At 33.7% G+C, this 26,153-nt stretch carries 21 protein-coding genes, 3 tRNA genes and 2 rRNA genes; 7 read left to right on the top strand and 19 right to left on the bottom strand.

Annotation, left to right across the window (positions count from 1 at the left end; genetic code table 11):
* The 4 genes from nuoK to A9G36_RS02290 are packed head-to-tail and all read left to right on the top strand — an operon-like array spanning position 1 to position 5,585.
* On the top strand, positions 1-303 hold the full coding sequence (gene nuoK / locus A9G36_RS02305) for an NADH-quinone oxidoreductase subunit NuoK (protein WP_034946000.1): 303 nt from the start codon (positions 1-3) through the stop codon (positions 301-303).
* A complete protein-coding gene (locus tag A9G36_RS02300; protein ID WP_081296658.1) occupies positions 300-2,147 on the top strand; it encodes an NADH-quinone oxidoreductase subunit 5 family protein in 1,848 nt (615 codons plus the stop codon). Before nuoK ends, A9G36_RS02300 begins: the two co-directional genes overlap by 4 nt.
* Positions 2,148-2,165: 18 nt before the next feature.
* Positions 2,166-3,710: a complex I subunit 4 family protein gene (locus tag A9G36_RS02295; protein WP_034946007.1), complete on the top strand. Its 1,545-nt coding sequence runs from the start codon at positions 2,166-2,168 to the stop codon at positions 3,708-3,710.
* A 6-nt stretch (positions 3,711-3,716) separates the two neighbouring features.
* Positions 3,717-5,585 (top strand): NADH-quinone oxidoreductase subunit N, encoded by a 1,869-nt coding sequence (locus A9G36_RS02290; RefSeq protein WP_081295284.1) that lies wholly within the window; start codon positions 3,717-3,719, stop codon positions 5,583-5,585.
* Between the two features lie 151 nt (positions 5,586-5,736).
* Here the strand turns inward: A9G36_RS02290 and purF are convergent, their stop codons facing one another.
* From purF to znuA, 14 genes are all read right to left on the bottom strand, one after another.
* Positions 5,737-7,254, bottom strand: a complete 1,518-nt coding sequence (purF, locus tag A9G36_RS02285; protein ID WP_065569193.1) for an amidophosphoribosyltransferase — start codon at positions 7,252-7,254, stop codon at positions 5,737-5,739.
* Between the two features lie 20 nt (positions 7,255-7,274).
* A complete protein-coding gene (locus A9G36_RS02280; protein WP_034946259.1) occupies positions 7,275-7,757 on the bottom strand; it encodes a CvpA family protein in 483 nt (160 codons plus the stop codon).
* A 33-nt stretch (positions 7,758-7,790) separates the two neighbouring features.
* Positions 7,791-8,378 carry an SPOR domain-containing protein gene (locus A9G36_RS02275; RefSeq protein ID WP_065569194.1) on the bottom strand — a complete coding sequence of 196 codons (588 nt, stop codon included), beginning with the start codon at positions 8,376-8,378 and terminating at the stop codon, positions 7,791-7,793.
* 12 nt (positions 8,379-8,390) lie between these two features.
* Complete coding sequence (folC, locus tag A9G36_RS02270) at positions 8,391-9,665, bottom strand: bifunctional tetrahydrofolate synthase/dihydrofolate synthase (protein ID WP_034946012.1); 1,275 nt, start codon at positions 9,663-9,665, stop codon at positions 8,391-8,393.
* Positions 9,666-9,671: 6 nt separating this feature from the next.
* Complete coding sequence (accD, locus tag A9G36_RS02265) at positions 9,672-10,568, bottom strand: acetyl-CoA carboxylase, carboxyltransferase subunit beta (protein WP_065569195.1); 897 nt, start codon at positions 10,566-10,568, stop codon at positions 9,672-9,674.
* A 353-nt stretch (positions 10,569-10,921) separates the two neighbouring features.
* The gene (gene murJ, locus A9G36_RS02260) at positions 10,922-12,457 is read right to left on the bottom strand and encodes a murein biosynthesis integral membrane protein MurJ (protein WP_065585352.1); all 1,536 of its coding nucleotides are present in this window, start codon (positions 12,455-12,457) and stop codon (positions 10,922-10,924) included.
* Positions 12,458-12,627: 170 nt separating this feature from the next.
* Positions 12,628-12,703: transfer RNA gene (locus A9G36_RS02255), tRNA-Lys, on the bottom strand.
* Positions 12,704-12,837: 134 nt separating this feature from the next.
* Complete coding sequence (gene ybgF, locus A9G36_RS02250; RefSeq protein WP_065569196.1) at positions 12,838-13,584, bottom strand: tol-pal system protein YbgF; 747 nt, start codon at positions 13,582-13,584, stop codon at positions 12,838-12,840.
* A 63-nt stretch (positions 13,585-13,647) separates the two neighbouring features.
* Positions 13,648-14,127 carry a peptidoglycan-associated lipoprotein Pal gene (pal, locus tag A9G36_RS02245; RefSeq protein WP_034946018.1) on the bottom strand — a complete coding sequence of 160 codons (480 nt, stop codon included), beginning with the start codon at positions 14,125-14,127 and terminating at the stop codon, positions 13,648-13,650.
* Positions 14,128-14,270: 143 nt separating this feature from the next.
* Positions 14,271-15,584 (bottom strand): Tol-Pal system beta propeller repeat protein TolB, encoded by a 1,314-nt coding sequence (tolB, locus tag A9G36_RS02240; RefSeq protein ID WP_141670357.1) that lies wholly within the window; start codon positions 15,582-15,584, stop codon positions 14,271-14,273.
* A gap of 360 nt (positions 15,585-15,944) precedes the next feature.
* A complete protein-coding gene (mutM, locus tag A9G36_RS02235) occupies positions 15,945-16,754 on the bottom strand; it encodes a bifunctional DNA-formamidopyrimidine glycosylase/DNA-(apurinic or apyrimidinic site) lyase (protein ID WP_034946021.1) in 810 nt (269 codons plus the stop codon).
* Between the two features lie 11 nt (positions 16,755-16,765).
* On the bottom strand, positions 16,766-19,105 hold the full coding sequence (mrcB, locus tag A9G36_RS02230; protein ID WP_051825240.1) for a bifunctional glycosyl transferase/transpeptidase: 2,340 nt from the start codon (positions 19,103-19,105) through the stop codon (positions 16,766-16,768).
* Positions 19,106-19,221: 116 nt separating this feature from the next.
* Positions 19,222-20,580 (bottom strand): murein DD-endopeptidase MepM, encoded by a 1,359-nt coding sequence (gene mepM / locus A9G36_RS02225; protein WP_065576078.1) that lies wholly within the window; start codon positions 20,578-20,580, stop codon positions 19,222-19,224.
* A gap of 31 nt (positions 20,581-20,611) precedes the next feature.
* A complete protein-coding gene (znuA, locus tag A9G36_RS02220; RefSeq protein ID WP_065585351.1) occupies positions 20,612-21,568 on the bottom strand; it encodes a zinc ABC transporter substrate-binding protein ZnuA in 957 nt (318 codons plus the stop codon).
* A gap of 94 nt (positions 21,569-21,662) precedes the next feature.
* Between znuA and znuC the strand changes: the two genes are divergently transcribed.
* The 3 genes from znuC (at position 21,663) to A9G36_RS02205 (ending at position 24,885) form a co-directional block, all read left to right on the top strand.
* Complete coding sequence (gene znuC, locus A9G36_RS02215; protein WP_065569199.1) at positions 21,663-22,406, top strand: zinc ABC transporter ATP-binding protein ZnuC; 744 nt, start codon at positions 21,663-21,665, stop codon at positions 22,404-22,406.
* Between the two features lie 33 nt (positions 22,407-22,439).
* Positions 22,440-23,240: a zinc ABC transporter permease subunit ZnuB gene (znuB, locus tag A9G36_RS02210; RefSeq protein WP_065576077.1), complete on the top strand. Its 801-nt coding sequence runs from the start codon at positions 22,440-22,442 to the stop codon at positions 23,238-23,240.
* A gap of 121 nt (positions 23,241-23,361) precedes the next feature.
* Entirely contained in the window at positions 23,362-24,885 is a 1,524-nt protein-coding gene (locus tag A9G36_RS02205) for a YifB family Mg chelatase-like AAA ATPase (RefSeq protein ID WP_065585350.1), read from the top strand.
* Positions 24,886-24,890: 5 nt separating this feature from the next.
* Here the strand turns inward: A9G36_RS02205 and A9G36_RS02200 are convergent, their stop codons facing one another.
* The 5 genes from A9G36_RS02200 to A9G36_RS02180 form a co-directional block, all read right to left on the bottom strand.
* A complete protein-coding gene (locus tag A9G36_RS02200) occupies positions 24,891-25,229 on the bottom strand; it encodes a DUF413 domain-containing protein (RefSeq protein ID WP_034946035.1) in 339 nt (112 codons plus the stop codon).
* A 132-nt stretch (positions 25,230-25,361) separates the two neighbouring features.
* Positions 25,362-25,437: transfer RNA gene (locus A9G36_RS02195), tRNA-Trp, on the bottom strand.
* A gap of 8 nt (positions 25,438-25,445) precedes the next feature.
* Positions 25,446-25,522: transfer RNA gene (locus A9G36_RS02190), tRNA-Asp, on the bottom strand.
* Positions 25,523-25,566: 44 nt separating this feature from the next.
* Positions 25,567-25,682 (bottom strand): 5S ribosomal RNA (rrf, locus tag A9G36_RS02185).
* Positions 25,683-25,838: 156 nt separating this feature from the next.
* Positions 25,839-26,153 (bottom strand): 23S ribosomal RNA (locus tag A9G36_RS02180); the annotation flags it as partial.

Here is a 26,153-nt window from a genome sequence, read left to right as displayed (position 1 = left end):
ATGATTCCTCTTATGTATTGTTTAACTTTTGGTTCTATCTTATTTGTTATCGGTTTATTCGGTATTATAATTCGCCGTAACCTTTATTTTTTACTACTTAGCCTAATGGTGATGAATAATGGCGCTATTTTCGCCTTAATAGCAGCTAGTTGTTATTGGCAACAACCTGATGGGCAAGTACTTGCTTTTTTAGCTGTTATCGCTGTATTAGCTGAAGCCTGCGTAGGGCTTGCGCTTCTTATGAAATTAATCTATCGCCGTAAACTTTTTAATATTGATTCATTGAGTGAAATGAAAGGATGAATTTACTTTATTTAACTATTATTGTCCCTCTACTTTCGTTTTTAGTGTTAGTTTGTATAGGGAGACATATAAGACCGATTAATGTGATAATAATTGGCATTAGTACCATGTTAATGATTACACTAATTACTATTTTTTCTTGCATTGATTTTAGTACTAATACCGTTCCGGATATGACGCTTGTTTATACCAGAAGTTTATGGGAATGGTTTTCTGTTGGCGATTTTGTCGTTCCGATTGCGCTAATGCTAGATGGTTTGTCTTTGACTTTTTTAGTATTAATTGCCTTTTTGGGGTTATTTATTTATTTCTTTGCCGCCTGCTACCTAACATGTAAAAAAGATATTTATACGTTTTATGCTTATAGCAATTTACTAGTCGCCAGTACGTTAACCGTTGTTTTGGTAGATAACTTATTTGTTATGCTAATTGGATGGGAAGGCATTAGTTTAAGTACTTACTTACTCATAGGCATTTATTATAAACAATTGCGTAATAGCTATGCAGCAATTAAAGCCTTTGTTATTATGCATTTAACTGATGTTTTTTTAATTATTGGTATTTTTTTGCTTTACCAAACAGTTGAAACGTTGGATATTCGACACATTTTAACTCAAGCTCATGATAATTTAGCTATTGATTCAGATATCGTTTTTTGGATTACTTTAACACTATTTTTGGGTGCCATGAGTAAATCAGCGCTATTCCCTATGCAAACTTGGTTTACTGAAACCACATTAGCACCAATGCCAGCTGTTGCATTAATGCAATCTTCAACCGTGATTTTAGCGGGTGTATATTTGGTACTTAGGCTTAATAATTTATTTATGATGTCAACTGATGTGCTTAATCTTATGGCTTTAATGTCATCATTAACCGTTTTATTCGCCAGTACAATTGCTTTAGTTCAATATGATATTAAGCGCATTATCACTTTTATAAACTTAGCTCAAATTAGTTATTTATTCTATGCTTTTTCAACTCAAAGTTGGAATTTGTCACTTACTTGCTTAATCAATTACACAGTAACAAGTACATTATTAATTTTGGCATCAGCAATTTTAATCAAAAAATGCCAAGGTGAACGTAATATTAGTAAATTAGGTGGTTTAGTTAAAAAGTACCCTTTGTTATATGCCGTGTTCTTAATTGTGATGTTATCACTCAGTGCTATGCCCTGGATTTCAGCTTCATTCTATATTAAAGGCGATATTATTTGGGGATTAATGGCTAAAAATAATTTAATATCAGGCTCCATTGGGTTGCTGGGAATTTTACTTTCTAGTTTAAATATTTTGCGTTTAATTTTTATCGTATTTTATCATAAACAAAAAATACATCATTTTTCTAAAACCAAATGGATCAGTTACTGCCCAATTTTAATATTATTGATATTTACTACAGCGATATTTATCTATTTCCCTCTACCAATTAAGGGAATTATTCCAATAGCAGAATTAGATACTAAAGGTAAATTGCCATTTCAGTTACTTTTAGCTGCAGTAACGTTATTAAGTTTTCTTATTGCTTATACTCTATACGCTCATCCAAATAGCGAAGTGCAAGATATTTTAAATACCCCAATGGTCAAATTCTTTGTACGATTATGTAGTGTTGATTGGCATTTTGATTATTTAATTAACATTATTTTTGTAAGACCTTATATCTATTTAGCTAACTTACTCAAAAAAGATCCATTAGCTGTATGGGATAATTGGTTTATGTTAGGTATTAAAAAAATAAATTCATATATTGTCAGCTTAGAAAATGGGCATATTCGATGGTATATGGTGTCAATGGTTATAGGTAGCATTATTATATTAATGTTACTCATTTTTATTTAAATTAAGGTGTAATCTTTCATGTTGTTATGGCTTGTTTTTTTACCGGTTATAGGCGGATTAATTGGTTGGCTATGCCATGTATTTATACCGCGGATGGTAACCTCAGCCCATGTGCAAATATACTGCAATAAATTACCTATAATTGTTGCATTGATAACAATACTTATCACTATGGGGATAACCATACATATATGGTCAGATGCTATAACCATTTTAGGTAAAGGGAATAACTGCATATCAGAAATCAATGTTGAGTGGATACCTTTATTGGGGATTCGTTTTCACTTATTGCTCGATGGTTTATCAATAGTTTTAATTACCTCTACGCTATTTATTGTGTTATTAACTATTATCTATTCAAGTAAAGAAAAGTTGAATAACCCTGGCTTATTTTATCTTAGTATACTATTCATGACATCGGCTATTATCATGTTATTTATAGTTACCGATTTATTTTTATTATTCTTTTATTGGGAAGCGGTAGCTATTCCAATCTATTTTTTAATTTCCTTATGGGGTCGGCGTGATTCTAGCTCTCAATTACGTTTTAACGGTGCAAGTAAATTTCTAATCTATACTCAAATTAGTAGTTTATTAATGTTAATATCCATTGTGTCATTAGCATTGATAAATTGGAATTTAACTAGCCATTGGACGTTTGATTATCAGATATTAACCCAAACACCTATATCAAGCAGTACTGAATTTTTATTAATGCTAGGTTTTTTAGCCGCTTTTATTGTGCGCGTACCTTTTGTTCCTTTTCATAATTGGTTTATTGAAGCCCATATTGAGTCATCAACAACTGGATCTATGATGATAAGTGGCTTGTTACTTAGTACCGCAACGTTTGGGCTTTTACGTATTGCCATTCCTCTATTTCCAAACGCTTCTGTCTCGATTATGCCTTTAATATTATTCTTGGCTTTATGTACTGTTTTCTATTCTGCATTACTTGCGTTTAGCCAAACCGATATTAAAAAATTAATTGCATATGTGCATATTGCATTAATGGGATTAGTTACAGCAATTATTTATAGTGGCTCAGTGATTGCTTATCAAGGAATTGTTATCCAAATGATTGCCATTAATTTAGCTATTGTAGGATTGTTTATTATTAGTGGGTTATTAGTTGAATGTTATTCAACTCGTAACATTAACCAATTTACAAGGCTGAAAGAAAAAGTACGATATCTTTCTTCATTTACTTTATTTTTTATACTAGCGGTTTTGGGTGTTCCAGGAACTGCGAATTTTATAGGAAATTACATGATGTTACTTGGTAGTTTCGTTTCATTTTCTTATTTTACTGTTTTATTAATAATTGGTTTATTAATGTTATCAATTTCATTTATTGTTCGTATGCAACCCCTATTTTATGGCGTTACCAATAGTGATATTACTATAAAAAAATCAATTAGTAAGAAAGACTTTTTATTGCTAACGAGCTTGTTAACTGTGCTTATTTTTATCGGTATGTATCCTAAAATAATTTTAGACATGTCTTATTCTGCTGTAAAACAAACACAGCAATATATAACAGTAGAACGCATGGGAGAATAATAAGATATGATGGATCTGTCACCTATATTTGTATTGAGCATTACCATTATTGTTATGTTATTTTCATTATTTGTTTTCAAAATTGGAACAAAATGGTGCACTATTTTGACTGTATGTGGTTTAAGTCTGGCTTTGCTTTGCTCATCTATAATGGGGTATAAAATTTCAATCAATAATCAGGTTATAACGGATATTAGCAGTGATAATATGCAAATACCTACGAAATCAACAACTGAAGTTGATTTGAATTCATCCCAAGAAGAAACTATACCCGTTAACGCAGCATCAACAGAACCAGCTTCAACTGAAAATAAAAGTAATAATGTTGGAAGCAATATTAAGGTGGAGCCGAATGCCGATATAGATGAACTTCAAATAAAACAATCAAAAGTCGATGAAGATAAATCCGTTGACGATAACAGCGCTGAATCCAGTAACTCACAAACAATGGAACAAAAAAAAGCTCCCGCCTCACCTTTCAACGATACTCAAACAAAACTGGCTGATAAAAAAAGCGTTAATGTGAATAATAAGAATGTTCAATTTGCAACTTCCCAAAAAACTGAATTAGACAATGAGCGGAATATCAATGCTCTTTTTACTTGTGATGGTTTTGGCTTGCTATATACCAGTTTAATTTTAATTATTTCAATTATTGTAACCTTTTTTGCTTACCGTTGGTTTAAACAAGAACTAAAGTCACATGGTTTATTTTATGTGATTTTACTTTTTATGACATTAGGTGGGGTTACATTAGTTTATGCTAGCCATTTAATGGCTTTCTTTGTTGGAATAGAATTACTTTCAATTCCGTTTGTTGGGTTAATTGGTTATCAGTATATTCAAACTCATTCCCTTGAAGCTGCGGTAAAATATATGATATTGTCCGCTGTTGCCAGTGCATTTTTATTAATGGGAATAGCATTTTATTATGCAACTACAGGTGAGCTGACTTTTAGTGGTTTAAGCTATCAGCTATCAACAATGACTTATCTTAGCACTTTATTATTAATGGGTGTTTGTTTAATGCTGGTAGGAATTGGTTTTAAATTATCGCTGGTTCCTTTTCAACTTTGGTTGCCAGATGTTTATCAAGGTGCACCTACCGTTGTTGCATTGTTGCTTTCGACCGTAGGAAAAGTTGCTATATTTTGTGCAATTGCCAGACTCTTTTTATTAGCTCCTATTGTTAATAATGAAACTATTCGTATCATCTTAGTAATTATGGCTTTTTGTTCAATTTTGTGGGGCAACTTATTTGCATTTATGCAAAGTAATTTAAAAAGGTTACTTGCGTATTCATCTATTGCTCATTTCGGATATTTATTAATTGCTTTAATTGCAGTGCAATATCAAGTGTTGGCATTAGAAACAATTGGTGTTTACTTAATTGGTTATATTTTATCAAATATCTGTATATTAGGAGTAATCAGTTTAGAATCACATTCTAATGAGCTACAAGATCATGAAAATGAGGTAGATTTATCTGGCTTATTTTGGCGAAAACCAATTCTTGCTTTAGCAATGGGAATTGGATTGCTATCATTAGCGGGAGCACCATTAACTATAGGCTTTATTGGTCGTTTTTTACTAGTTTTATTAGGTGTGACAGCCGAATTGTGGTGGTTAATAGCAGCGGTTGTAATTGGCAGTGCTTTGGGTCTGTATTTTTATGCTCGGTTAATTATCAATCTTTATATAAAACCAACTTACCGAGATGACCTATTATCAGATTTTATAATTAATATTAAACGAGAAAAAATTAGATTAAGTGAACTATTCATTATTTTTTCGGCGCTTTTGATCGTAATTTGTGGCGTTTATCCTAAATGGATATTTAGTCTAGTCAATATGGCTCAATATTTGACAAGTTAATATGATAGCTTATAGTGAGCAAAATTTTTACACGATTATTTGGCTATAAGTTAAAAGGATGAGAAGGCTTTTCTTAAGAATTAAGAGCAGATAAATCTTTGATGTTCTATCTGTTCCTTTAATGTTTCTGTTATATTTGCAATTATGATGATTATTGACCTTCATTGTAAATTTCGAGATTTTCTGACTCTTTTTGAAGAGTTGATTTTTTGCTATCATTTCGATTTTTTTCTAGCTGTGAAAGATAATAGCCATCAACACCTTCAGTAATATAGTTTCCATCGAAAACCGAACATTCTAAATGATGGATACTTGGGTTTTGTTCTGTAACTGAGTCAATTAGATCTGAAAGGTCTTGAAAAATTAATTTATCAGCGCCAATATCTTTAGCAATTTCTTCTACTGTTCGATTATAAGCAATAAGTTCACTTGCAACTGGCATATCAATACCATAAACATTTGGGTATCTAATTTCTGGAGCGGCAGAAGCCAAATAAACTTTTTTTGCACCAACTGAACGCACCATTTCAAGAATTTTTTCAGATGTTGTACCCCGTACAATTGAATCATCAACTAAAAGAACATTTTTACCTTCAAATTCAATACGATTAGCGTTGAGTTTTCTTCTCACTGATAATTTACGTGCATCTTGACCTGGCATAATAAAAGTTCGTCCAACATATCGATTTTTAACAAAACCTTGACGATATGGTTTCTTCAAAATACGAGCTATTTCTAATGCGGCATCACATGATGTCTCAGGGATAGGAATTACAACATCAATATCTACATCGCACCATTCTCTTACTATTTTTTGACCTAGCTTTTGCCCCATTAAAATACGAGATTGATAAACTGATACCCCATTCATCAATGAATCAGGTCTTGCGAAATAAACATATTCAAATATGCATGGATAATATTGGGGATTATTTGAACACTGTTGCGAATAAAGTTTCCCTTCTTGTGTTATATAAATGGCTTCACCTGGCTCAACATCTCTTAATAGTTCGAAATTAAGGATGTCTAATGCGACACTTTCTGAAGCAACCATATATTCAACTTTTTGATTATCAAGCACACGTTTCCCTATTACTAACGGGCGAATTCCATATGGATCACGAAAAGCAACAAGTCCATGCCCTATAATCATAGCAACACAAGCATACGCACCTTTGATGGTATTATGTAAATGACTCACTGCTGTAAAAATATTATCGGCTGTTAAGGGGTAGGTTGGAAATTTATCTAATTCACTGGCAAAAATATTAAGTAGTACTTCTGAGTCAGAGTTGGTATTAATATGCCGTCTTGCTAATTCAAAGAGTTTATTACGTAGCTTATCAGTATTAGTTAAATTACCATTATGGGCAAGTGCAATACCGTAGGGAGAGTTTACATAAAAAGGTTGTGCTTCAGACGGGCTTGAGCTACCAGCTGTTGGGTAACGAATATGACCTATACCCAAATTCCCCTGCAAGCGCTGCATGTGATGTTCTTGAAACACGTCTTTTACTAAGCCATTAGCTTTACGTAAACAAAAGCGATTTTGTTCATCAATAGTTACTATACCTGCGGCGTCTTGACCTCGGTGTTGCAAAACGGTCAATGCGTCATAGATAGATTGATTAACTGTGCTATATCCTACTATACCAACAACACCACACATACAATATTACCTCAAAATTACTACGATAAAAATGAAGACGATTGTTGTATAAAATCAAAAAACCAACGAATAATAAAACTAAAATGCGGAATAAGCTGAGACTGAGTCCAAAATGGCGATTGTGATAACGGTGTAAAAGTATCAACCAAAAAGAGTATGGCGGCTACAACTAAAATCCCCCGTAAAACACCAAAACCAATACCAAGTACCCGATCCGTACCAGATAACCCTGTTTTTTGCACTAACTCGCCAATAATGTAAGAGACAACAGAACAAACGAGTAATGTTGAAACAAAGAGAATAGCTACAGCAACAGCTATTCGCATTAGTTCACTATCAAAATACGTTAAATAGGCAACAATATAAATGTAAAATCGACTTGCTATAAAAAATGCAAGAATCCAACTAATCAGGGATAATGCTTCTCTTACAAATCCACGTACTATGCTGATTAATGCAGAAAAAACTATTACACCGATAATTGTAAAATCAACCCAATTCATCATAATAACTCACAATTTTATGTCAAAATATTTCTAATTAGCAACTATGATCCCTTTTAATTTCGTCAAATTATTTAAATTATCAATTACTTGTTCAGCTTGCTCTTTCTTTGCATAAGGACCAACTAGTAATTTAATTAATTGGTTAGGCTCCGGATTTTTAGGTATCACTCTAACGTTATAATTATTCAATCTTAACAAAGCAACAAGCTCTTCAATCTTCTGTTTATTTCTTAATGCAGTAAGTTGAATGATATATGGCTTAGGATCTTGCTCTATTGGATCAGTTGTAAAGGTTAGGTCATCTTTTTCATCACCACTAATTTCAGGCGAAACTAAAGAACTTGGGTTTTGGTCAGTATCTGGTATATAAGGTATGCTAGATACGTTATTAGCGCCGTTATTGGCCGTGTTATCATCTGGCGCAGCTTCGGCTGCTTGAAACTGTTCATTTATTATATTAGGTTGTAAGATAGGCGTAGTTGAGGTTTGCGAATTTGATTTATCGGTGATGATCCATGGCGCAATAACAGCTAGGATAAGTAATAAAGCTGCTAAACCAACAAGCCGATTCCTAATAATTTTTTGCTTATTCGGATTATCTTTTTTATCTTCTATCATGATTAATTTCGCCTAATATTCATATTGCTCTAATACATCAGCTACTGTATGAAATGAACCACATACAATGATAATATCATCTTCTTTTGCCTCTTGCATCGCTTTTTGGTAGGCATCGCAGACGGTATCAAATGTTGAAATGTTGGATTCGCCTTTGTCTAGTAGATATTGTTTTAATACTTTGCTATTAGAACCACGCTCACCATAAAGGGTAGCACAATACCAAATATCGCCTTTTAGTATTGATAAAGTGCATTTGATATCTTTATCCTTTAGCATCCCAATGACAATACGAACTTTAGCAACATTTGATTGTTTTTTCTTTAATTCTTCTAGTTGTGTTATTAAATAAGTGGCAGCATGAGGATTATGAGCAACATCAATAATGACAAGAGGCGAAGTTTGTAATATTTGAAAACGCCCAGTTAACTTTGATTGTGAAAGCCCTACACATATTTCAGCTTCAGTAATTTTAAGCGCTGAATAACTTAAGGCTGCAATAGCAGTTGCTGAATTAGCTAAAGGAACATTCGGTATAGGTAAATTACAATAGCACTTTCTTGAAGAATCAAATGACCATAAAGTATCATTGGTTTGTTGTTGATAAGACCAGTCCCGATTTACAGCATAAATTGGGCAGTGAACAGATTTTGCTACGTCTAAAATCGATGAAGGCATTTCTGGTTCACCAACAATGGCAATACTTTTTCTTTTGAAAATACCCGCTTTTTCACGCCCAATACTTTCTTTTGTATTACCAAGATAATCAACATGGTCAATACCAATTGTGGTAATAACTGCTACATCAGCATCAACGATATTTGTGGCATCAAGTCGTCCACCTAATCCTACTTCTAGAATAACTACATCTAGTTTAGCTTGCTTAAATTGATAAAGTGCTGCAAGCGTTGTATATTCAAAATAAGTCAATGAAATATCGCCACGCGCTTTTTCGATTTCGGCAAAAGCTTTTACCATTTCTCGCTCAGTCGATTCTCGATTATCAATTCGTACACGTTCAGTAAATCTTAATAAATGTGGTGAACTATAAACACCTACTCGAAATTTTGCTGCAAGCAAGATCATTTCTAGCGTTCGGCAAGTAGTACCTTTGCCATTCGTCCCAGCTACAGTAAAAACATAGGGGGCAGGTTGTAATAAATCCAACCTTTCTGCCACGGTTTTAACTCGCTCTAGTCCAAGTTCGATGGTTATTGGATGCAGTTGCTCTAAATAACAAAGCCATGTCTTTAAGTTAGACATGGCATCTGGTTTTTTATCTTGCATGACTAATTAAACTGTCTCTGTCTCATTTATAGTAATATCATTAAGCGGATCAGGATACCTCATCAATTTTGCTAATAAAGTAGCAATTTTAGGACGCATATCTTTACGATGAATAATCATATCAATAGCACCTTTTTCAAGTAAAAATTCACTACGCTGAAAACCTTCAGGTAATGTTTCACGAACAGTTTGTTGAATAACACGAGGGCCTGCAAAACCTATAAGCGCTTTAGGCTCAGCAATATTAATATCACCAAGCATAGCTAAACTTGCCGACACACCACCCATAGTAGGATCAGTCATAACTGAAATATATGGTAAGCCTTCATCCTGCATTTTTGCAAGGATCGCACTTGTTTTTGCCATTTGCATCAATGAGTATAGAGCTTCTTGCATTCGAGCACCACCACTTGTTGAAAAACAAATTAATGGGCATTTATCTGCTATCGCTTGTTCAGCAGCGCGTACAAACAAAGCACCTACAACTGAAGACATAGATCCACCAATAAATGCAAATTCAAAGCATGCAGCAACTACTGGAATCCCCAACAATGTGCCTTTCATAACAATCATGGCTTCTTTTTCATGTGTTGCTTTTTGCGCTGCAGTTAAACGATCTTTATATTTTTTTGTATCTTTGAATTTTAAGATATCTTTAGGGGCTAGTTCCGAACCAATTTCAACATCAGAGCCTTCATCTAAAAATCGATACAACCTCACACGTGCAGGAATATGCATATGATGATCACATTTAGGGCAAACCTCTAAATTACGATCTAATTCTGCTTGGTAAATAACTTGCTCACAGTTACTACATTTTGTCCAAACACCACCTGGTATATTCGCTTTTTTATGGTCTAACGATATATTGTTTTTACTTAGAATTTTTTCAATCCAGCTCATTATGATTCTCTCATGCTGCTACTTTCTAGAATTACTGGGTATTGTATAATACTTTGTACTAATTCTTAATAGCTGTTTTTATTTTTGTCCTACTTTGTAAAGATATTTCATATCTTTCTCCAATTACTCAATATAATAAAAAATATCACTTGTATTTAATTATAATAATTTTGGAGATAAAATTTATTATTTGCACCAATAACTTCGATTAATTTTAATATACAAGAAAAACCAATAAAACTTCAACTTTCATATTTAAACTTCTTGACTCCTAATTTATATATAAAAACTAATTTGCAAATTTAATTATAATTAGCTCCGATATTTATTTAAAAATAATTTGTTGCTATTCTTTAATCTATTCGCTTAATAAATTGTTTTATTTTTAACCCCATAGCAATTAATGCCCCGAAGTAAACGAAAACACCGACAATTACTAACAAAAATAGCCGTCCAATGCGTATTAACATTGATCCAGTAGACCAGTTAGATAGCTCTGAGCCTAACCATAATACCGCTGACATTAAAATAACAGCAATAACTACTTTAGCTAAAAATTTATACCAGCCTGATTGTGGATAATAAAGTTGTTTTTTGCGTAGTTGCCAAAATAATAATCCAGCATTAAAACAAGAAGCAAGACCGATTGATAGAGATAGCCCAGCATGCTGTAACGGTCCAATGAATACTAAGTTCATTAATTGTGTCAAAATTAAAGTAGCAATAGCAATCTTAACTGGAGTTTTAATATCTTGTCTTGAATAAAATGCAGGTGCTAATACTTTTATTAGAATCAGACCAAGTAAACCAATAGAATAAGCTACTAAAGCACGCTGTGTCATTAAAGTGTCATTTAAAGTAAATTGCCCATACTCAAATAGTGTTGATATGAGTGGTCGAGAAATTACACCTAAAGCAACAGTGCTAGGCAAGGCTAATAAAAAGCAAAGTTTTAACCCCCAATCCAATAATTCAGAATATTGTTTATGATCGCTCTTTGAAAAACTTTTTGCTAATGATGGCAGTAAAATCGTCCCTAATGCCACTCCAAGCACTCCTGCAGGAAACTCCATTAAACGGTCTGCATAATACATCCAAGAAACGGATCCAGAAGCCAAAAATGAGGCAAAGATAGTGTTAATAATTAATGAAATCTGACCAACTGAAACACCTAAAATTGCAGGTCCCATTTGTTTTAACACGCGCCAAACCCCACTATCTTTTAAATTAATTCTAGGTAGAACTAACATCCCTATTTTTTTCAAATAAGGAAGTTGATAAAGTAGTTGCAAAACACCGCCGATCACAACCGACACAGAAAGAGCCAGCACTGGCGGGGGAAAGTAAGGAGTGAGAAATAATGTGCACACAATCATACTAATATTTAACAATGTTGGTACAAAAGCAGGAACCGAGAAACGATTCCAGGTATTTAGTATTGCCCCAACAAGTGAAGAGAGGGAAATGAAAAATATATAAGGAAAGGTGATTTGCAACATCGTAGTTGCTAGTTGGAATTTCTCAAGCGATTCTTCTTTAAATCCTGGCGCAGTTAATATAATAATAAAAGGAGCTGTTAATATACCTATTAGGGTGACAAATGCCAACACTAGTGTTAATAAACCAGCAATATAAGCAACAAAAGTACGCGTCGCTTCTATTCCTTGTTGATTTTTATATTCTGCTAAAATTGGCACAAAAGCTTGTGAAAAGGCCCCTTCTGCAAACACACGTCTTAGTAAATTAGGTAACTTAAATGCTACAAAAAAAGCATCGGTTGCCATTCCTGCCCCAAAAAAACGAGCAATAATTGCATCACGAACAAAACCTAATACTCGTGAGCCCATTGTCATAGAGCTTATTGTGGCTAAAGATTTTAAAAGATTCATAAAGAATATAGCATCTAAAATGGACAATGAGGCATAGTCTACAAACTATTCGTACAAATCACCATGCTTTTTTTCAATAAATTTTTTATCTATAGTGAGGTAATGAAAACTTACTTTATCATGAGATTTATTTTTTTAACTAATAGTTTGCTTACTGTATAGTATAAATATGGTGGGTCGTGAGCGATTCGAACGCTCGACAAACGGATTAAAAGTCCGCTGCTCTACCGACTGAGCTAACAACCCTTTTTTAATAGAATGGTGTACCAACGTTATTAGTGATACAAGCGATTTCGGGTTGCTATATTACCTATAATTATTAGGTAATGCAACCCTTTTATGGGTATTTTTTCAAAAATACCGAATTTTCATACGCTTTCTTAAAGTGAAGCAAGCTTTTTATTAGCAAGCTCAACAATATTTTTATCTTTAGAATACTTATTCACAACTTGTTGAAATACAGCTTTAGCACTTGTTTTATCACCTTTATCAAATAAAATTATCCCTACTTTATAAAGACTTTCAGCCGCTTTTGGTGAAGACGGAAAATCTTTCACAACTGTTGCATAATAATATGAAGCGTCGTTATTCTTGCCTTGCTTATAAAATAATTGACCAAGCCAATAATTAACATTAGAACGATATACGGATTTAGGGTAAACTTTTAAAAACTTTTGGAATGCGGCAATCAACTCATCGCTTTGTTTTCCATCACTAATAAACCGCATAATAAAATTATAATCCGTTTTATCGTTACCTGAAGTGGTCCACCCAGATAATTCTGGTGCTGCTACGGTTGAAACAGGCCCAAAAGTTGAAGTTGTAGGCGATGATATGGCTTCTTGTGAAGAGCCAGTATTGGTGTTAAATGAAAGCCCCGAACTACCTGCCATTTGTTGTAAAATTATTTTTTGGCGCTCGATTGTCTGGTTGAGTTTGTATTTAGTTTCTTCTAGTTGGCCACGAAGGGTATCAATATCTGATTGCAAATCATTTATCCTTTGTTGATTTTGTATCAACAATTGACCTTGTGCCTGTACAGTTCTTTCCAGTTCAGAACCACCCGCTGCACAACCATAACCAGCAAACAATAAAAATAAGGATAATGTGAGTATTTTTTTATTCATATAATAGGACTCAATGTAAACAGATAAACAAACGGCTAAATAATTCAGCCGTTATGAGAGCGATTAATATACAATTACAGCACGGCGATTTTTGGCGTAAACCGCTTCATCGTGACCTAATACTGCCGGTTGTTCTTTACCATAAGACTTAACTGTCATTTGCCCGACAGATACACCATTAGCTTGAAGATAAGATTCAACTGCAACAGCTCGACGTTCGCCTAAAGCAATATTATATTCAGGTGTTCCACGTTCATCAGCATGACCTTCTATCACAATTTTAATAGGAGTATGTGCTCGTAAAAAACTTGCGTGGGCATCTAACTTATTTCTGTACTCAGGCTTAATATCATATTTATCAAAATCAAAATACACTGTATTCATTTCTTGCTGTTGCAGCTTTTTGAGTAAAGTGTAATCTTCATTAGATAAGCCGTTATATGAGCTGCCACTTGTAGTTGTAGTATTTTTTGAAGAACATGCTGTCACAGCAATTAGAGGTAAAGCAACCACGGCTACTTTAAGAAATTTAGAAAATTGCATTGTTATTAACTCCTATGTGTTAAATAAATAATATTTGGTTTATCTAACTGATTTCAAAACAACATTTGATACCAGTTAGCAAATAATTAGTCATATGATCTTTGCTACAAATTTAATAATATTGATTAAGTTTCGGTCTTCTGTTACAAATATGGTGACCATGATGGAAATTTTACCTGTCCATTAGTTACTGGCAATTCCGCCTTGAAATACCCATCTGTTGAAACCAAGTTTAAGATTGTCCCAAAACCTTTTGTTGAACTATAAATTATCATTGTACCATTTGGCGCTATACTTGGTGTTTCATCTAAAAAAGTATCTGTTAATCGTTGATACGTATTTCTTTCTAGATCATACCGCGTAATATGTTGTTCACCATTATTAGTTGATATCATAGCGATAAACGAGCCATCAGGTGAAACACGTGCGTTTTGATTTTGTGTATTATCCCATGTTAATCGTTGTGGTGTTCCACCATTTATGTTAATGCTGTATAACTGTGGACGTCCAGCTTGATCAGAGGTATAAACAATCGTTTGACTATCAGGCATCCATGATGGTTCAGTATTATTGCTTCGACCTGATGTAATTTGAGTTATTTTCTTTGAGTTTAAATCCATCATATATAAATTCAAATTACCGTCTTTAGATAAAGCAAATGCTAATTTCATTCCATCTGGTGAAAAAGCAGGTGCACCATTGTGTCGAGGAAAAGATGCTATTGTTTCAATAGCGCCACTATCTAATGTTTTCATAACTAGTGCTGAGCGCCCGCTTTCAAAAGTAACATAGGCAAGTTTTTTACCATCAGGTGACCAGGTCGGTGACATTAACGGTGCTTTTGAGCGATGAACAGTAATCTGATCGTAACCATCATAATCAGACACGCGTAATTCGTGTGTAAATGGTCCTTTGTTTAGTTTTACAATATAAGCAATTCGTGTTCTAAATGCGCCCTTAATACCCGTTAGCGATTCAAAGATTTCATCACTTGCTGTATGTGCAGCATAGCGTAGCCATCGTTTTTCGATGGAGAGTTGGTTTTGTGCTAAAATTGCACCAGGTTTATTAACAGTATCAACTAATTGATAAGTAATAAGATATTTTCCAGATGCATCTGGTTGAATAGAACCGACAACGACAGCAGAAATACCAATATTTTGCCACTCTGTTGGATAAACCTCTGATGCTGTTGTTGGCTTTTGTGGCATATTATTAATATCAATAGGGTTAAATTTACCACTATTACGTAAATCTGAAGAAATGATATCATTAATCATTTGAGGAGGCTCTCCAGATCCAGTCCATTTAAATGGCACAACTGCAATCGGTTTAGCAGCACTTAGACCTTCCGTGATATTAATTTGTATTCCTTCATTATCGGCCCAAACAGTTGCTGCTGAGGCATATAAAAAAATGAAGCAAGTTATCAAAAAGCGAAAAGCACATTTGATCATCTTAAATTCCTTAATAGAAGCAAAATAATTATGTTAAAGTATGTGCAACCTATTAGTCACAATAAAGTTAAAAATTGTAAATAATTCTACAATGAGAAAGATAGCTGATATTACATAACAAGTCTATAACCTTTGTGATAAAAGGTTCAACTGCTGTTAATTATTTTCATTACTTAGAAGTAGCCTTATACTAATACCATTTTTAGCTAGTTTAAAGTACAAAATTTGATATTTTGACAACATAATTTTATTTATCTCTTAAAAATAACTTTTATTAACCTATTATTTATTAATAATATTTCTATCTTTAAGATAAAATTCAACATTGTATAGATATACAACTAAATGAAAATTAAGTCATTATTTTTGACAATACTCACAGTAAAAAGTATTACGTTGCCCTATTTTTTGTGATTTTATTTTCCTTTGGCAGATCAGGCAGGCTTCACCTTCTCTTCCATAAACTTGAAGATTTTGAGCAAAATAACCAGGTTTTCCATCGGATTGGAGAAAGTCTTTAAGAGTCGTACCACCTTGCTCAATTGATTTGGTTAAAACTTGCTTAATTGCGATTGCTAGCCTTTCATATTCAGTAAATTTTAAAGAATCTGCTGCTCGATTAGGATTGATCCTAGCCATAAATAGTGCTTCAGACGCATATATATTACCAACTCCAACTACAATATGATTATCCATTATCCAACGTTTAATCGGGATATGACGATTCTTTGCTTTTTCAATTAAGTAATTTCCTGAAAATGCATCACTTAATGGTTCAGGTCCCAAATGCTGCAATTGAGTTAATTTATCCAATGAATTTGCCCAGAGCCAAGAGCCGAACCTCCTAGGATCGGTATAGCGCAAACTCACACCATTTTCCAAAACCAAATCGACATGATCATGCTTTTCAGCTTTTTGAGCTTCTTGTAAAATACGTAAACTACCAGACATTCCCAAATGAATCACAATCCAATTGTTAGTTAACTGTAATAACAAATATTTTGCGCGTCGTTTTATATCTAAAATTACTTGTCCATTTGCCTCATTTATAGCATTGTCAATTGGCCAACGAAGTTTAGGTTGGCGAACAATAATTTGTTTTATCGTTTGCCCTTTTAAATAAGGCAAAATTCCACGACGACTAGTTTCTACTTCTGGTAATTCAGGCATAGGAATTCCACTTAATTATTTAACATTTCAGTCACCCAAGCAGGCACTTGTTGAGCAGATTCTGTTTGATTATTATTGATACATAAACTCTGCAAACTAGATGTCCATGCAGGTAAACTACGAAAATCTTGAATATTTCCTTCACATTGCCAATGTCCATTACTATTTATTGGTACCATAAATATATTTTGTGGTATCGGCAGAGTTAGCTTTTTAGGTGTATTATTTTGTAAATATTCACTATATATTTTTAATGCTCCTGTCGCACCAGTTAATTTCATTGGTGAATGATCATCAAGCCCAATCCAAATAACAGCAACATTTTTACCATCAATACCAGTAAACCAACTATCGCGAGAGTCATTACTTGTTCCTGTTTTAGCTGCTAGTTTAAATGAACCATATTTTCCTTTTAATGTACGTGATGTTCCTGATTCAACCACTTGTTGCATTGCATAAGTAGTTAAGTAAGCTGACTGAGGAGAAACAGCTTGAATCTGCTTTGGGTAGCTCTGATATACTAATTCACCTTTGTCTGTTAAAACATATCTTAAAATAGTTAGTGGGGAACGCTGTCCATTATTAGTAATAGTTTGGAACATTTGAGCTGTTTCTAATGGCGTTAATTCTAAAGCTCCTAATAACCTTGATGGCAAATTAGGAATGCGATCTGCTGGTACTCCAAGTGCTTGCAAAATATTTTTTGTCGCATCAAGTCCTAATGCCATACCTAAATTAACTGTTGGGATATTAAGCGAAAGCGCCAAAGCATCAACTAACATAACGCGATTACGAAATTTACGATCGTAGTTTTTCGGTTCCCAATAACCACCACCATCAAGTTTAATTGATAATGGGCTATCATTTAGCCATGTATTAAGTTGATAATGATCAGGTTGTCCAAGTGCAGTTAAGTAAGTTGCTGGTTTAGCAAGAGAGCCTATAGCTCGCCTAGTTAACCATGCTCGATTATAACCTGGATAACGTGGCTCGGCACTCCCTATAATTGATCTAATTTCACCTGTTTCTCGACTAACGACAACCATTGCTGCCTGTAAGTCTTTATTTGTTGATTTACGTAGTACTTCAATTTCATTGGTTACAGCTTGTTCTGCAGCAGCTTGAGCAACTGGATCAAAAGTTGTAAAAATCTTCATGCCAGAAAGGTGTTCTGCTTTATCACCTAATTGGTTACGAAGTTCACTACGAACAACCTGCATAAACGCAGGTTGAGGAGAAATGACACCTCCTTTAGGTAAAACAGATAGCGGGCGCTGGCTTAATAAGTTATACAATTCATCGTCAATAATACCTTGCTGTTGTGAAAGTTTTAACACAACATTGCGCCGTTCAATTACCTGTAGCGGTTGTGTCCAAGGGTTGTACAATGAAGCACCTTTTACCATTCCAACTAAAACTGCTTGTTGATCTAAAGTAAGTTCATTTACTGGGCGACCAAAGTAATATAAACTTGCTAATGGAAATCCATGGATCTCTTCACTACCTGCTTGACCAAAATAAATTTCGTTCAAGTAAAGTTCTAAAATACGTTCTTTACTATAGCGAGCATCTAAAATCAAAGCCATATAGGCTTCACGTATTTTTCGACTCAAACTTCGTTCATTTGTTAAAAAAAGATTTTTAACTGTTTGCTGGGTTAATGTACTACCCCCTTCAGTCCGTCCTGTTGTAAGGTTAACATAAATTGCACGTCCAATTGAATACAGGCTCACACCATGATGTTCGTAAAAACGTTTGTCTTCAGTAGCAACTAATGTTTTTAATAATGAATCAGGAAACGCTTTTAATGGTACAAAAAGTCGTTGTTCGCCATTTGGAGAATGCATCATCGTTATTAATTTTGGATCGATTTTTAGTAATCCAAAATCTCTACCTGTATTTAAATTTATAATACGGTCTATTCGGTTTTGATAAAAAGTAATTTTAATACGGAATGCTTGCTCTTCACCATCAGGAAAAGTAAAAGGTCGTCGATAAATTTCAACAGCATCATTACTTACAATAAATTCCCCAGGGCGCGTAGCTTTTGTAGCTTGCTGACGATATTGTGCGCCAACTAACATAGTAACCACATCATTTAAGCTGTATTCACTGTCGGGTTCAAGCTCAATAATTTGACCATAAATTGCAGCAGGTAGTTCCCATACATTGCCATCAATTCGTTCTTTAATTTTCTGATCAAGATATATACCATAAAAAACAGTGACCGCTAAAAAAATAAGCAGTAGTTTAAATAGTAACGAAAGCAATCGACCCAATAGTGAACGCTTTTTAATTTTTTTTGTTTTTGAAGAAGGTTTCTTTTGGGTAGTTTTAGTTGATGTATTCAAAGCTCGCCTAAGATCCATTATTGAATAATAATGGACTTATAATACCACAATTTTTTAAATATAAACTTACCTTATTTTGTTGATATTAATTCAAAATTACTTTTCCAAATTTATGATTAAAATTCCAGTTGTGGTTTGATATTTTTAACTTTTGCTATAAACGCATTTTTAGATTTACCTGTTAAACCTTCATTTATTGGTAGACTTGCGGTTAATGGATTAACTGGTTTGTTATTGATATGCAATTCAAAATGTAAATGAGGACCAGTTGAACGCCCTGTATTACCTGATAAACCTATTTGGTCCCCTTGCTTAACTTGCTGCCCTTGTTTAACTAAAATTTTGTCAAGATGCATGTAAGTTGTCATATATTGGCGTCCATGTCTAATAGCAATATAATTACCTGCTGAACCACTATATTTAGCAATTACAACTTCGCCATTACCAACTGACAATACCGGCGTGCCTCGTGATACAGCAAAGTCCACACCATTATGAGGTGCTATACGCCCTGTAACAGGGTGCAAACGGCGAGGATTAAATCCAGATGAAACACGTGCTTTTTTTGCCAAAGGATAACGGAAGAAACTCTGTGATAAGCTGCTTCCATTAATATCATAATACTTTCCATCATCTGCCAAAATTGCATAAAAATCTTTAGAGCCATTTTTAAAGCGAAAAGCTAATAATTGGCTATTAGAAAGATGTTTACCATGCATTTGCCGCGATAAAATTACCGAAAATTTGTCTCCAACTCTCAAACGTTTGAAATCCAGACGCCATTGTAATGCGCGTGTAATAGTGCCAATTTCACTACTAGTTAAGCCAATTTTCCGAGCATCAGCAATAAAATTTGTTTTAATTTCACCTTTAAGGATAACTTCTTGGGATACAGCCTCTTCAGTTTCTGAACTTTCTACAAAGTTATCACCAGATTTTTCATATATTCGAATATTATTACTTGAAATGGTCCAATTAAAACTCTTCAAATTATGATCATCATCAGTAGTCCAACTAATTTGTTGACCAATTCTTAGATTAGCTAGTTGTTTATACTTTGTTGTCAACTGATAAATATCATTTCGATTAACATTATAACGTAATAAAATATCATGCAACGTATCGCCTCGAACAATAGTATATTGCACAGTGTTATCTTTATCATCAAGAATTGCGTCTAAATCATCTTTAGCAACAATATCTTCTGGTTCATCTGAAGATTCTGTTATCTTGGAATTTGAATTATCATCAACTATTTCAATTTGTCCTTCCCCAATATCAACAGGTAAAGAAGAACCGTTAGATACAGTTGTTTCTGCTTGAGGATTTAGTGGTACATAAACAGTACGTTCCAAATTGAGAGGTCGCCACAATACGGAAAACAAGATAACGAAAAAAAGGACACCTGATATTGAAAGATAAGGAATTTTAAAATTATTTATTTCAATATCTGGAAATTTAATCTTTCTTGCCAAAATCAACCTTAACTATTTATTATTTGATCTATTATTTATCTAAACAATCCAACAGTTGCTGTGTTAATTTTAACAAAAATTGTGAATAAGCATCTTTCGAAAGATCTATATCAGTTCCTAATGGGTTTAATTCCCCAATTCGAACTTTCGTTCCATCCACTAATTTTCCAATAACTGCAGGACTAAACTGCGGTTCACTAAATATACATATTGCTTGGTGTTCTTTTATTTTTTGTTTTATAGCGTAAACTTTTTGAACACCAGGCTGTACTGATGGATTTATGGTAAAACTACCCAAATTGTTTAATCCAAACTTCGCTTCAAAATACCCATAGGCATCATGAAATACAAAATACCCTCTATTTTGGACGTTTCTAAGTTTTTTTGCAATATTTTGTTCTGTTTCAGCCAGTTTAATTGTGAATTCGCTTAGATTTTCATCAATTAAATCTTTTTTATCTGGATATTGTATTATCAATTTGTCATGAACTGACTTAGCAATAATTTCTGCTATTTCTGGAGAAAGCCAAATATGCTCATCATATTCGCCATGATGATCATGGTCAGATGAATCGTGATGGCTTTGTATTTCTTCATGGGAATTATTATCATGACTAGTTCGAAGTAAAACTTTAATATCCGATATATCAATTAATTCAATTTGCTTTTGTTTATCAACATTTTTTAAAATCGCCGGCATAAAAGTTTCTAGATCTTCACCTATCCAAATAACCAATTGAGCTGATTTGATTTTTCTTAAATCTGCAGGCGTTAAAGAATATGTATGAGGTGAAGCTCCATCTGGTAATAAGATCTCTGTCTCAGTTACACCTGAAGCAATTGCTTCAACAATAAAACCTATCGGCTTCACAGATGAAACAATTGTCGCTTCTGCATTTATAATCATACTCTCTATAACGAATATAGATCCAGACATCACCAAAAATCGGATAAAACGTTCTAAATTCCTTACAATATATTTTTTCATGCCATTATGTTATGTTTAAAAATGTGATAAAATAGACTTTATATATTGTTATAATATAACATAACATGTAGATAAGCAAGGGTATATCAATAATATGACTCAATTAATTTCTCTTGATAATGTCTCCGTTGAAATCAATCATCAGAAAATATTGGATGATGTTTCATTATCAATTAACTTGAATCAAATTATTACGTTATTGGGACCAAATGGAGCCGGTAAATCAACTATGGTTAAAGTCATTTTAGGCTTAATTCCCCATACTTCAGGGGAAATTAAACGATTAGCTAATTTAACTATCGGTTATATTCCTCAATCAATCAATTTAAATCCTACTTTACCCATCACTGTTAAACGCTTTATGCATTTAAATAAAAAATTAAAAAATAAAGATATTATTAATTCGCTCTCGCTAGTAGAGGCAGAATATTTAATTGATAAATCGATACATCAATTATCGGGTGGCGAATTGCAACGTGTTCTACTTGCTCAAGCTCTCGCAAAACGTCCTCAATTGTTAATTCTAGATGAGCCAACACAAGGGCTTGATGTTAATGGTCAAATTTTATTATATGATTTAATTGTTAGTGCTAAAAAGCAGTTTAATTGTGGTGTGTTAATGGTTTCTCATGATCTTCATTTGGTTATGGCAAAAACCGATGAAGTTATCTGTTTAAACCATCATATTTGTTGTTCAGGGACACCTGCAATTGTATCTAACGATCCCGAATTTATCTCGCTTTTTGGTGGACATTGTGCATCTCAAATCGCAGTTTATAAACATTGCCACAATCATCAACATGATTTCTGTCAAAAACACACTGATTTCAACCAATAATATTTTTACCTAATGTTGAAAAGGAGATAAATAATGATTGAATTTCTACTGCCTTCTTTATTCGTAGGGCTATGTTTAACGACAGTTACTGGACCATTAGGGACATTTGTAGTTTGGCGGAGAATGTCATATTTTGGTGATACATTATCACATGCAGCGTTGCTCGGTATAGCTTTTGGTTTTTTATTTAATATAAATCTATTTTATGGCATTATTTTTGTCACATTAATTTTGGCATTAGGATTACTATGGTTAGAGTCTCAAAAACAGCTAGCTATAGATACTATACTTGGAATATTAGCGCACAGTGCACTCTCACTTGGCTTAGTAGTAATTAGTTTATTAGGTAATATTCGAGTTGATTTGATGGGATACTTATTTGGTGATCTTTTATCTGTGACATATATAGATATTTATCCAATCATTTTTTGTGTAATATTAATAGGAATTTTATTAATTTGGCGTTGGAATGATTTTTTGTTTATCACTATAAATGAAGAATTAGCTTTTATTCAGGGTATTAATATAAAATTTACTAAACTACTTTTAATATTATTACTAGCTTTAACTATTGGAATTGCAATGAAATTTGTCGGTGCACTCATTATAACATCTTTACTAATTATTCCTGCAGCTACTGCCAAATATTATTCAAAAACACCTGAAACAATGGCGCTAACAGCCATAGTCATTGGTATGCTATCTATTATTAGTGGTTTAATTTTCTCATCAATTTACAATACACCAACAAGCCCATCTGTTGTGTTAAGTAATGCTTGTCTTTTTTTTATATCTTTAATAATTTCAAAATTATTTTTCTCTAATAAAGCTTAGAAAACTCAGTAAAAATAATAAATTTATTGCGATACAGATCTCAATCTAAATATAGTTTTAATTGATGTTTATTTTTTAGAAAGTAACATGATGAAAATTCAAAAAATTAATCATTTATATTATGTCTCTTGCAATTATTCATACTCGCGCATCTGTTGGTATACAAGCACCACATATTAATGTTGAAGTTCATATTAGTAATGGATTACCAGGTTTTGTATTAGTAGGTCTTCCAGAAGCTACTGTAAAAGAGGCCAAAGATAGAGTACGAAGTGCCATTATAAATAGTGGCTTTACATTTCCTGCAAAAAAAATAACAGTTAATTTATCTCCAGCAGATCTCCCAAAAGAAGGAAGCCGTTTTGATTTACCTATTGCTATCGCCATTCTTGCAGCGACTGAACAAATTCCAACAGAAAATCTATTGCACTATGAGTTTTTGGGAGAACTAGCACTTTCAGGTGATATTCGTGCAGTTAAAGGGGCGATTCCTGCTGCTATAGCTTCAAAAAAAAGTAATCGTACATTAATTATTTCGGCTGAGAATCAATCTGAAATATCATTGATTCATCATAATAACACTCTAGTTACGAACAACTTATTAGAGTTATGTCAATACTTATACAATCAAATTCAATTACCTACTGTAAAGTATAGGGAATATGAAGATGTTGATCCTCATTTAGCTAACTTACAAGATATTATAGGTCAAGAGCATGCTAAAAGAGCTTTAGAAATTGCTGCGGCAGGTGGGCATAATCTATTATTAATTGGTCCCCCTGGAACTGGAAAAACAATGTTGGCAACACGTTTAACCTCTTTATTACCGCCATTAACTGATGATGAAGCGCTAGAAAGTGCGGCAATAACCAGCTTAATTAGTCCCAATGGCTCAATAAAAAATTGGCGAAAAAGACCCTTCAGATCACCCCATCATAGTGCATCAAGTGCAGCACTTGTTGGTGGTGGTACAATACCTAAACCTGGAGAAATCTCACTTGCACATAATGGTGTATTATTTTTAGACGAGCTGCCAGAATTTAATCGTAAAGTTTTAGATGCATTAAGAGAACCCATTGAATCTGGTGAAATTATTATTTCAAGAGCAAATGCTAAAATAAGATTTCCTGCTAAATTTCAACTTATAGCAGCAATGAACCCTAGCCCAACAGGGCATTATCAAGGAACACATAATAGAACAACACCACTACAGATAATTCGCTACTTAAATCGACTTTCTGGTCCCTTTTTAGATAGATTTGATATTTCTATTGAAGTACCACTATTACCCCAAGGAGCATTAAGTCAAAGAATAACAATGGCTGAATCGACTGAACAAGTGAAACAAAGAGTATTTAAAGCAAGGAATACACAATTAAAAAGAAACAAAAAATTAAATAGTCAGTTATCCCCAAATGAAATACCACATTATTGCCAATTATCTAATGAAAATAATGAATATTTGGAAAAAGCTTTAATCAAGTTAGGGCTTTCGGTTCGAGCATGGCATCGAATATTAAAAGTATCAAGAACTATTGCAGATTTAGAACTATCAGAAAAAATAGAACGAAAACATATTTCAGAAGCTTTAAGTTATCGTTCTATGGATCGATTACTAATTCAATTACACAAAAACATTGGTTAAAAGAATCAGTCATCATTATCTATGAAATCATCACTTACATCAACTTGTGGTTTTCCACCGGATAATGTATGAAAACGTTTTGGTTTATTTATACGAGAAAGATATTTTATCCAAACTTTTTCAAAATCAGTTGATGCTTCTTTTTTTCCTTTACAAACTGCAACAAATGATTTTTCTTCTGGAGTTAAAGGTTTCTTTACTTCTGTATCAAGTGCTTTAAAAGTACAACCATATTTCTCTAAAATCTGCGCTTCTTTGATTGTAAAATCTCCATGGCGAGAAAAGCCTCTTGGATAATTTTTATTATCAAAAAAACGTTGTTGACTTATAAAACTTTCAGCCATTTTTTATCCTCTAGGTTATAAAAGTCGTAGGGCGGAAATTATAATTCAGTAACGTAATCTGTAAATAATTTTTTTTATTTATATAGATAAATAATGATTAAGCGATTAAAATTAATACAAATTATCAATTTGTGGCAGGGGCGGAGAGTCTCGAACTCCCAACACCCGGTTTTGGAGACCGGTGCTCTACCAATTGAACTACGCCCCTAAATAAGGTGGCGGAACGGACGGGGCTCGAACCCGCGACCCCCTGCGTGACAGGCAGGTATTCTAACCAACTGAACTACCGCTCCACCGTATTTGGCATGTCTATAAAATAGAAATTAAGATTTAAAAAGTCTGGCGGCACCCTACTCTCACATGGGTAATACCCACACTACCATCGGCACTACGGCGTTTCACTTCTGAGTTCGGCATGGGGTCAGGTGGGACCACCGCGCTATTACCGCCAGACATATTCTTTTCTCTTCTACAATCAGTGCTCATTATCTCATAATAACACCAATCTCTCAATTCGGAACAAACCACTCAATCAACATTTAATCCAATTTCGATGACTTAGTCATCAAACGCTTCTCTTCACGTAATCACAAAACAACTCCGAGTTGTAAGGTTAAGACTCTCGGTTCATTAGTATCAGTTAGCTCAATGTATCACTACACTTACACACCTGACCTATCTACGTCTTAGTCTCAAACGAACCTTACTGAATCTCTTCAGGGAAAACTCATCTTAAGGCTAGTTTCGTGCTTAGATGCTTTCAGCACTTATCTATTCCGCACGTAGCTACCGGGCAATGCAATTGGCATCACAACCCGAACACCAGCGGTGCGTTCACTTCGGTCCTCTCGTACTAGAAGCAAACCCTCTCAATTTTCCTACGCCCATGGCAGATAGGGACCGAACTGTCTCACGACGTTCTAA

Source organism: Gilliamella sp. Choc6-1, assembly GCF_001690385.1.
In the GTDB taxonomy this organism is placed as follows: domain Bacteria; phylum Pseudomonadota; class Gammaproteobacteria; order Enterobacterales; family Orbaceae; genus Gilliamella; species Gilliamella apicola_A.
Note: the sequence above shows the minus strand (reverse complement) of the source record. Positions and strands in the feature narration are given on the sequence as shown.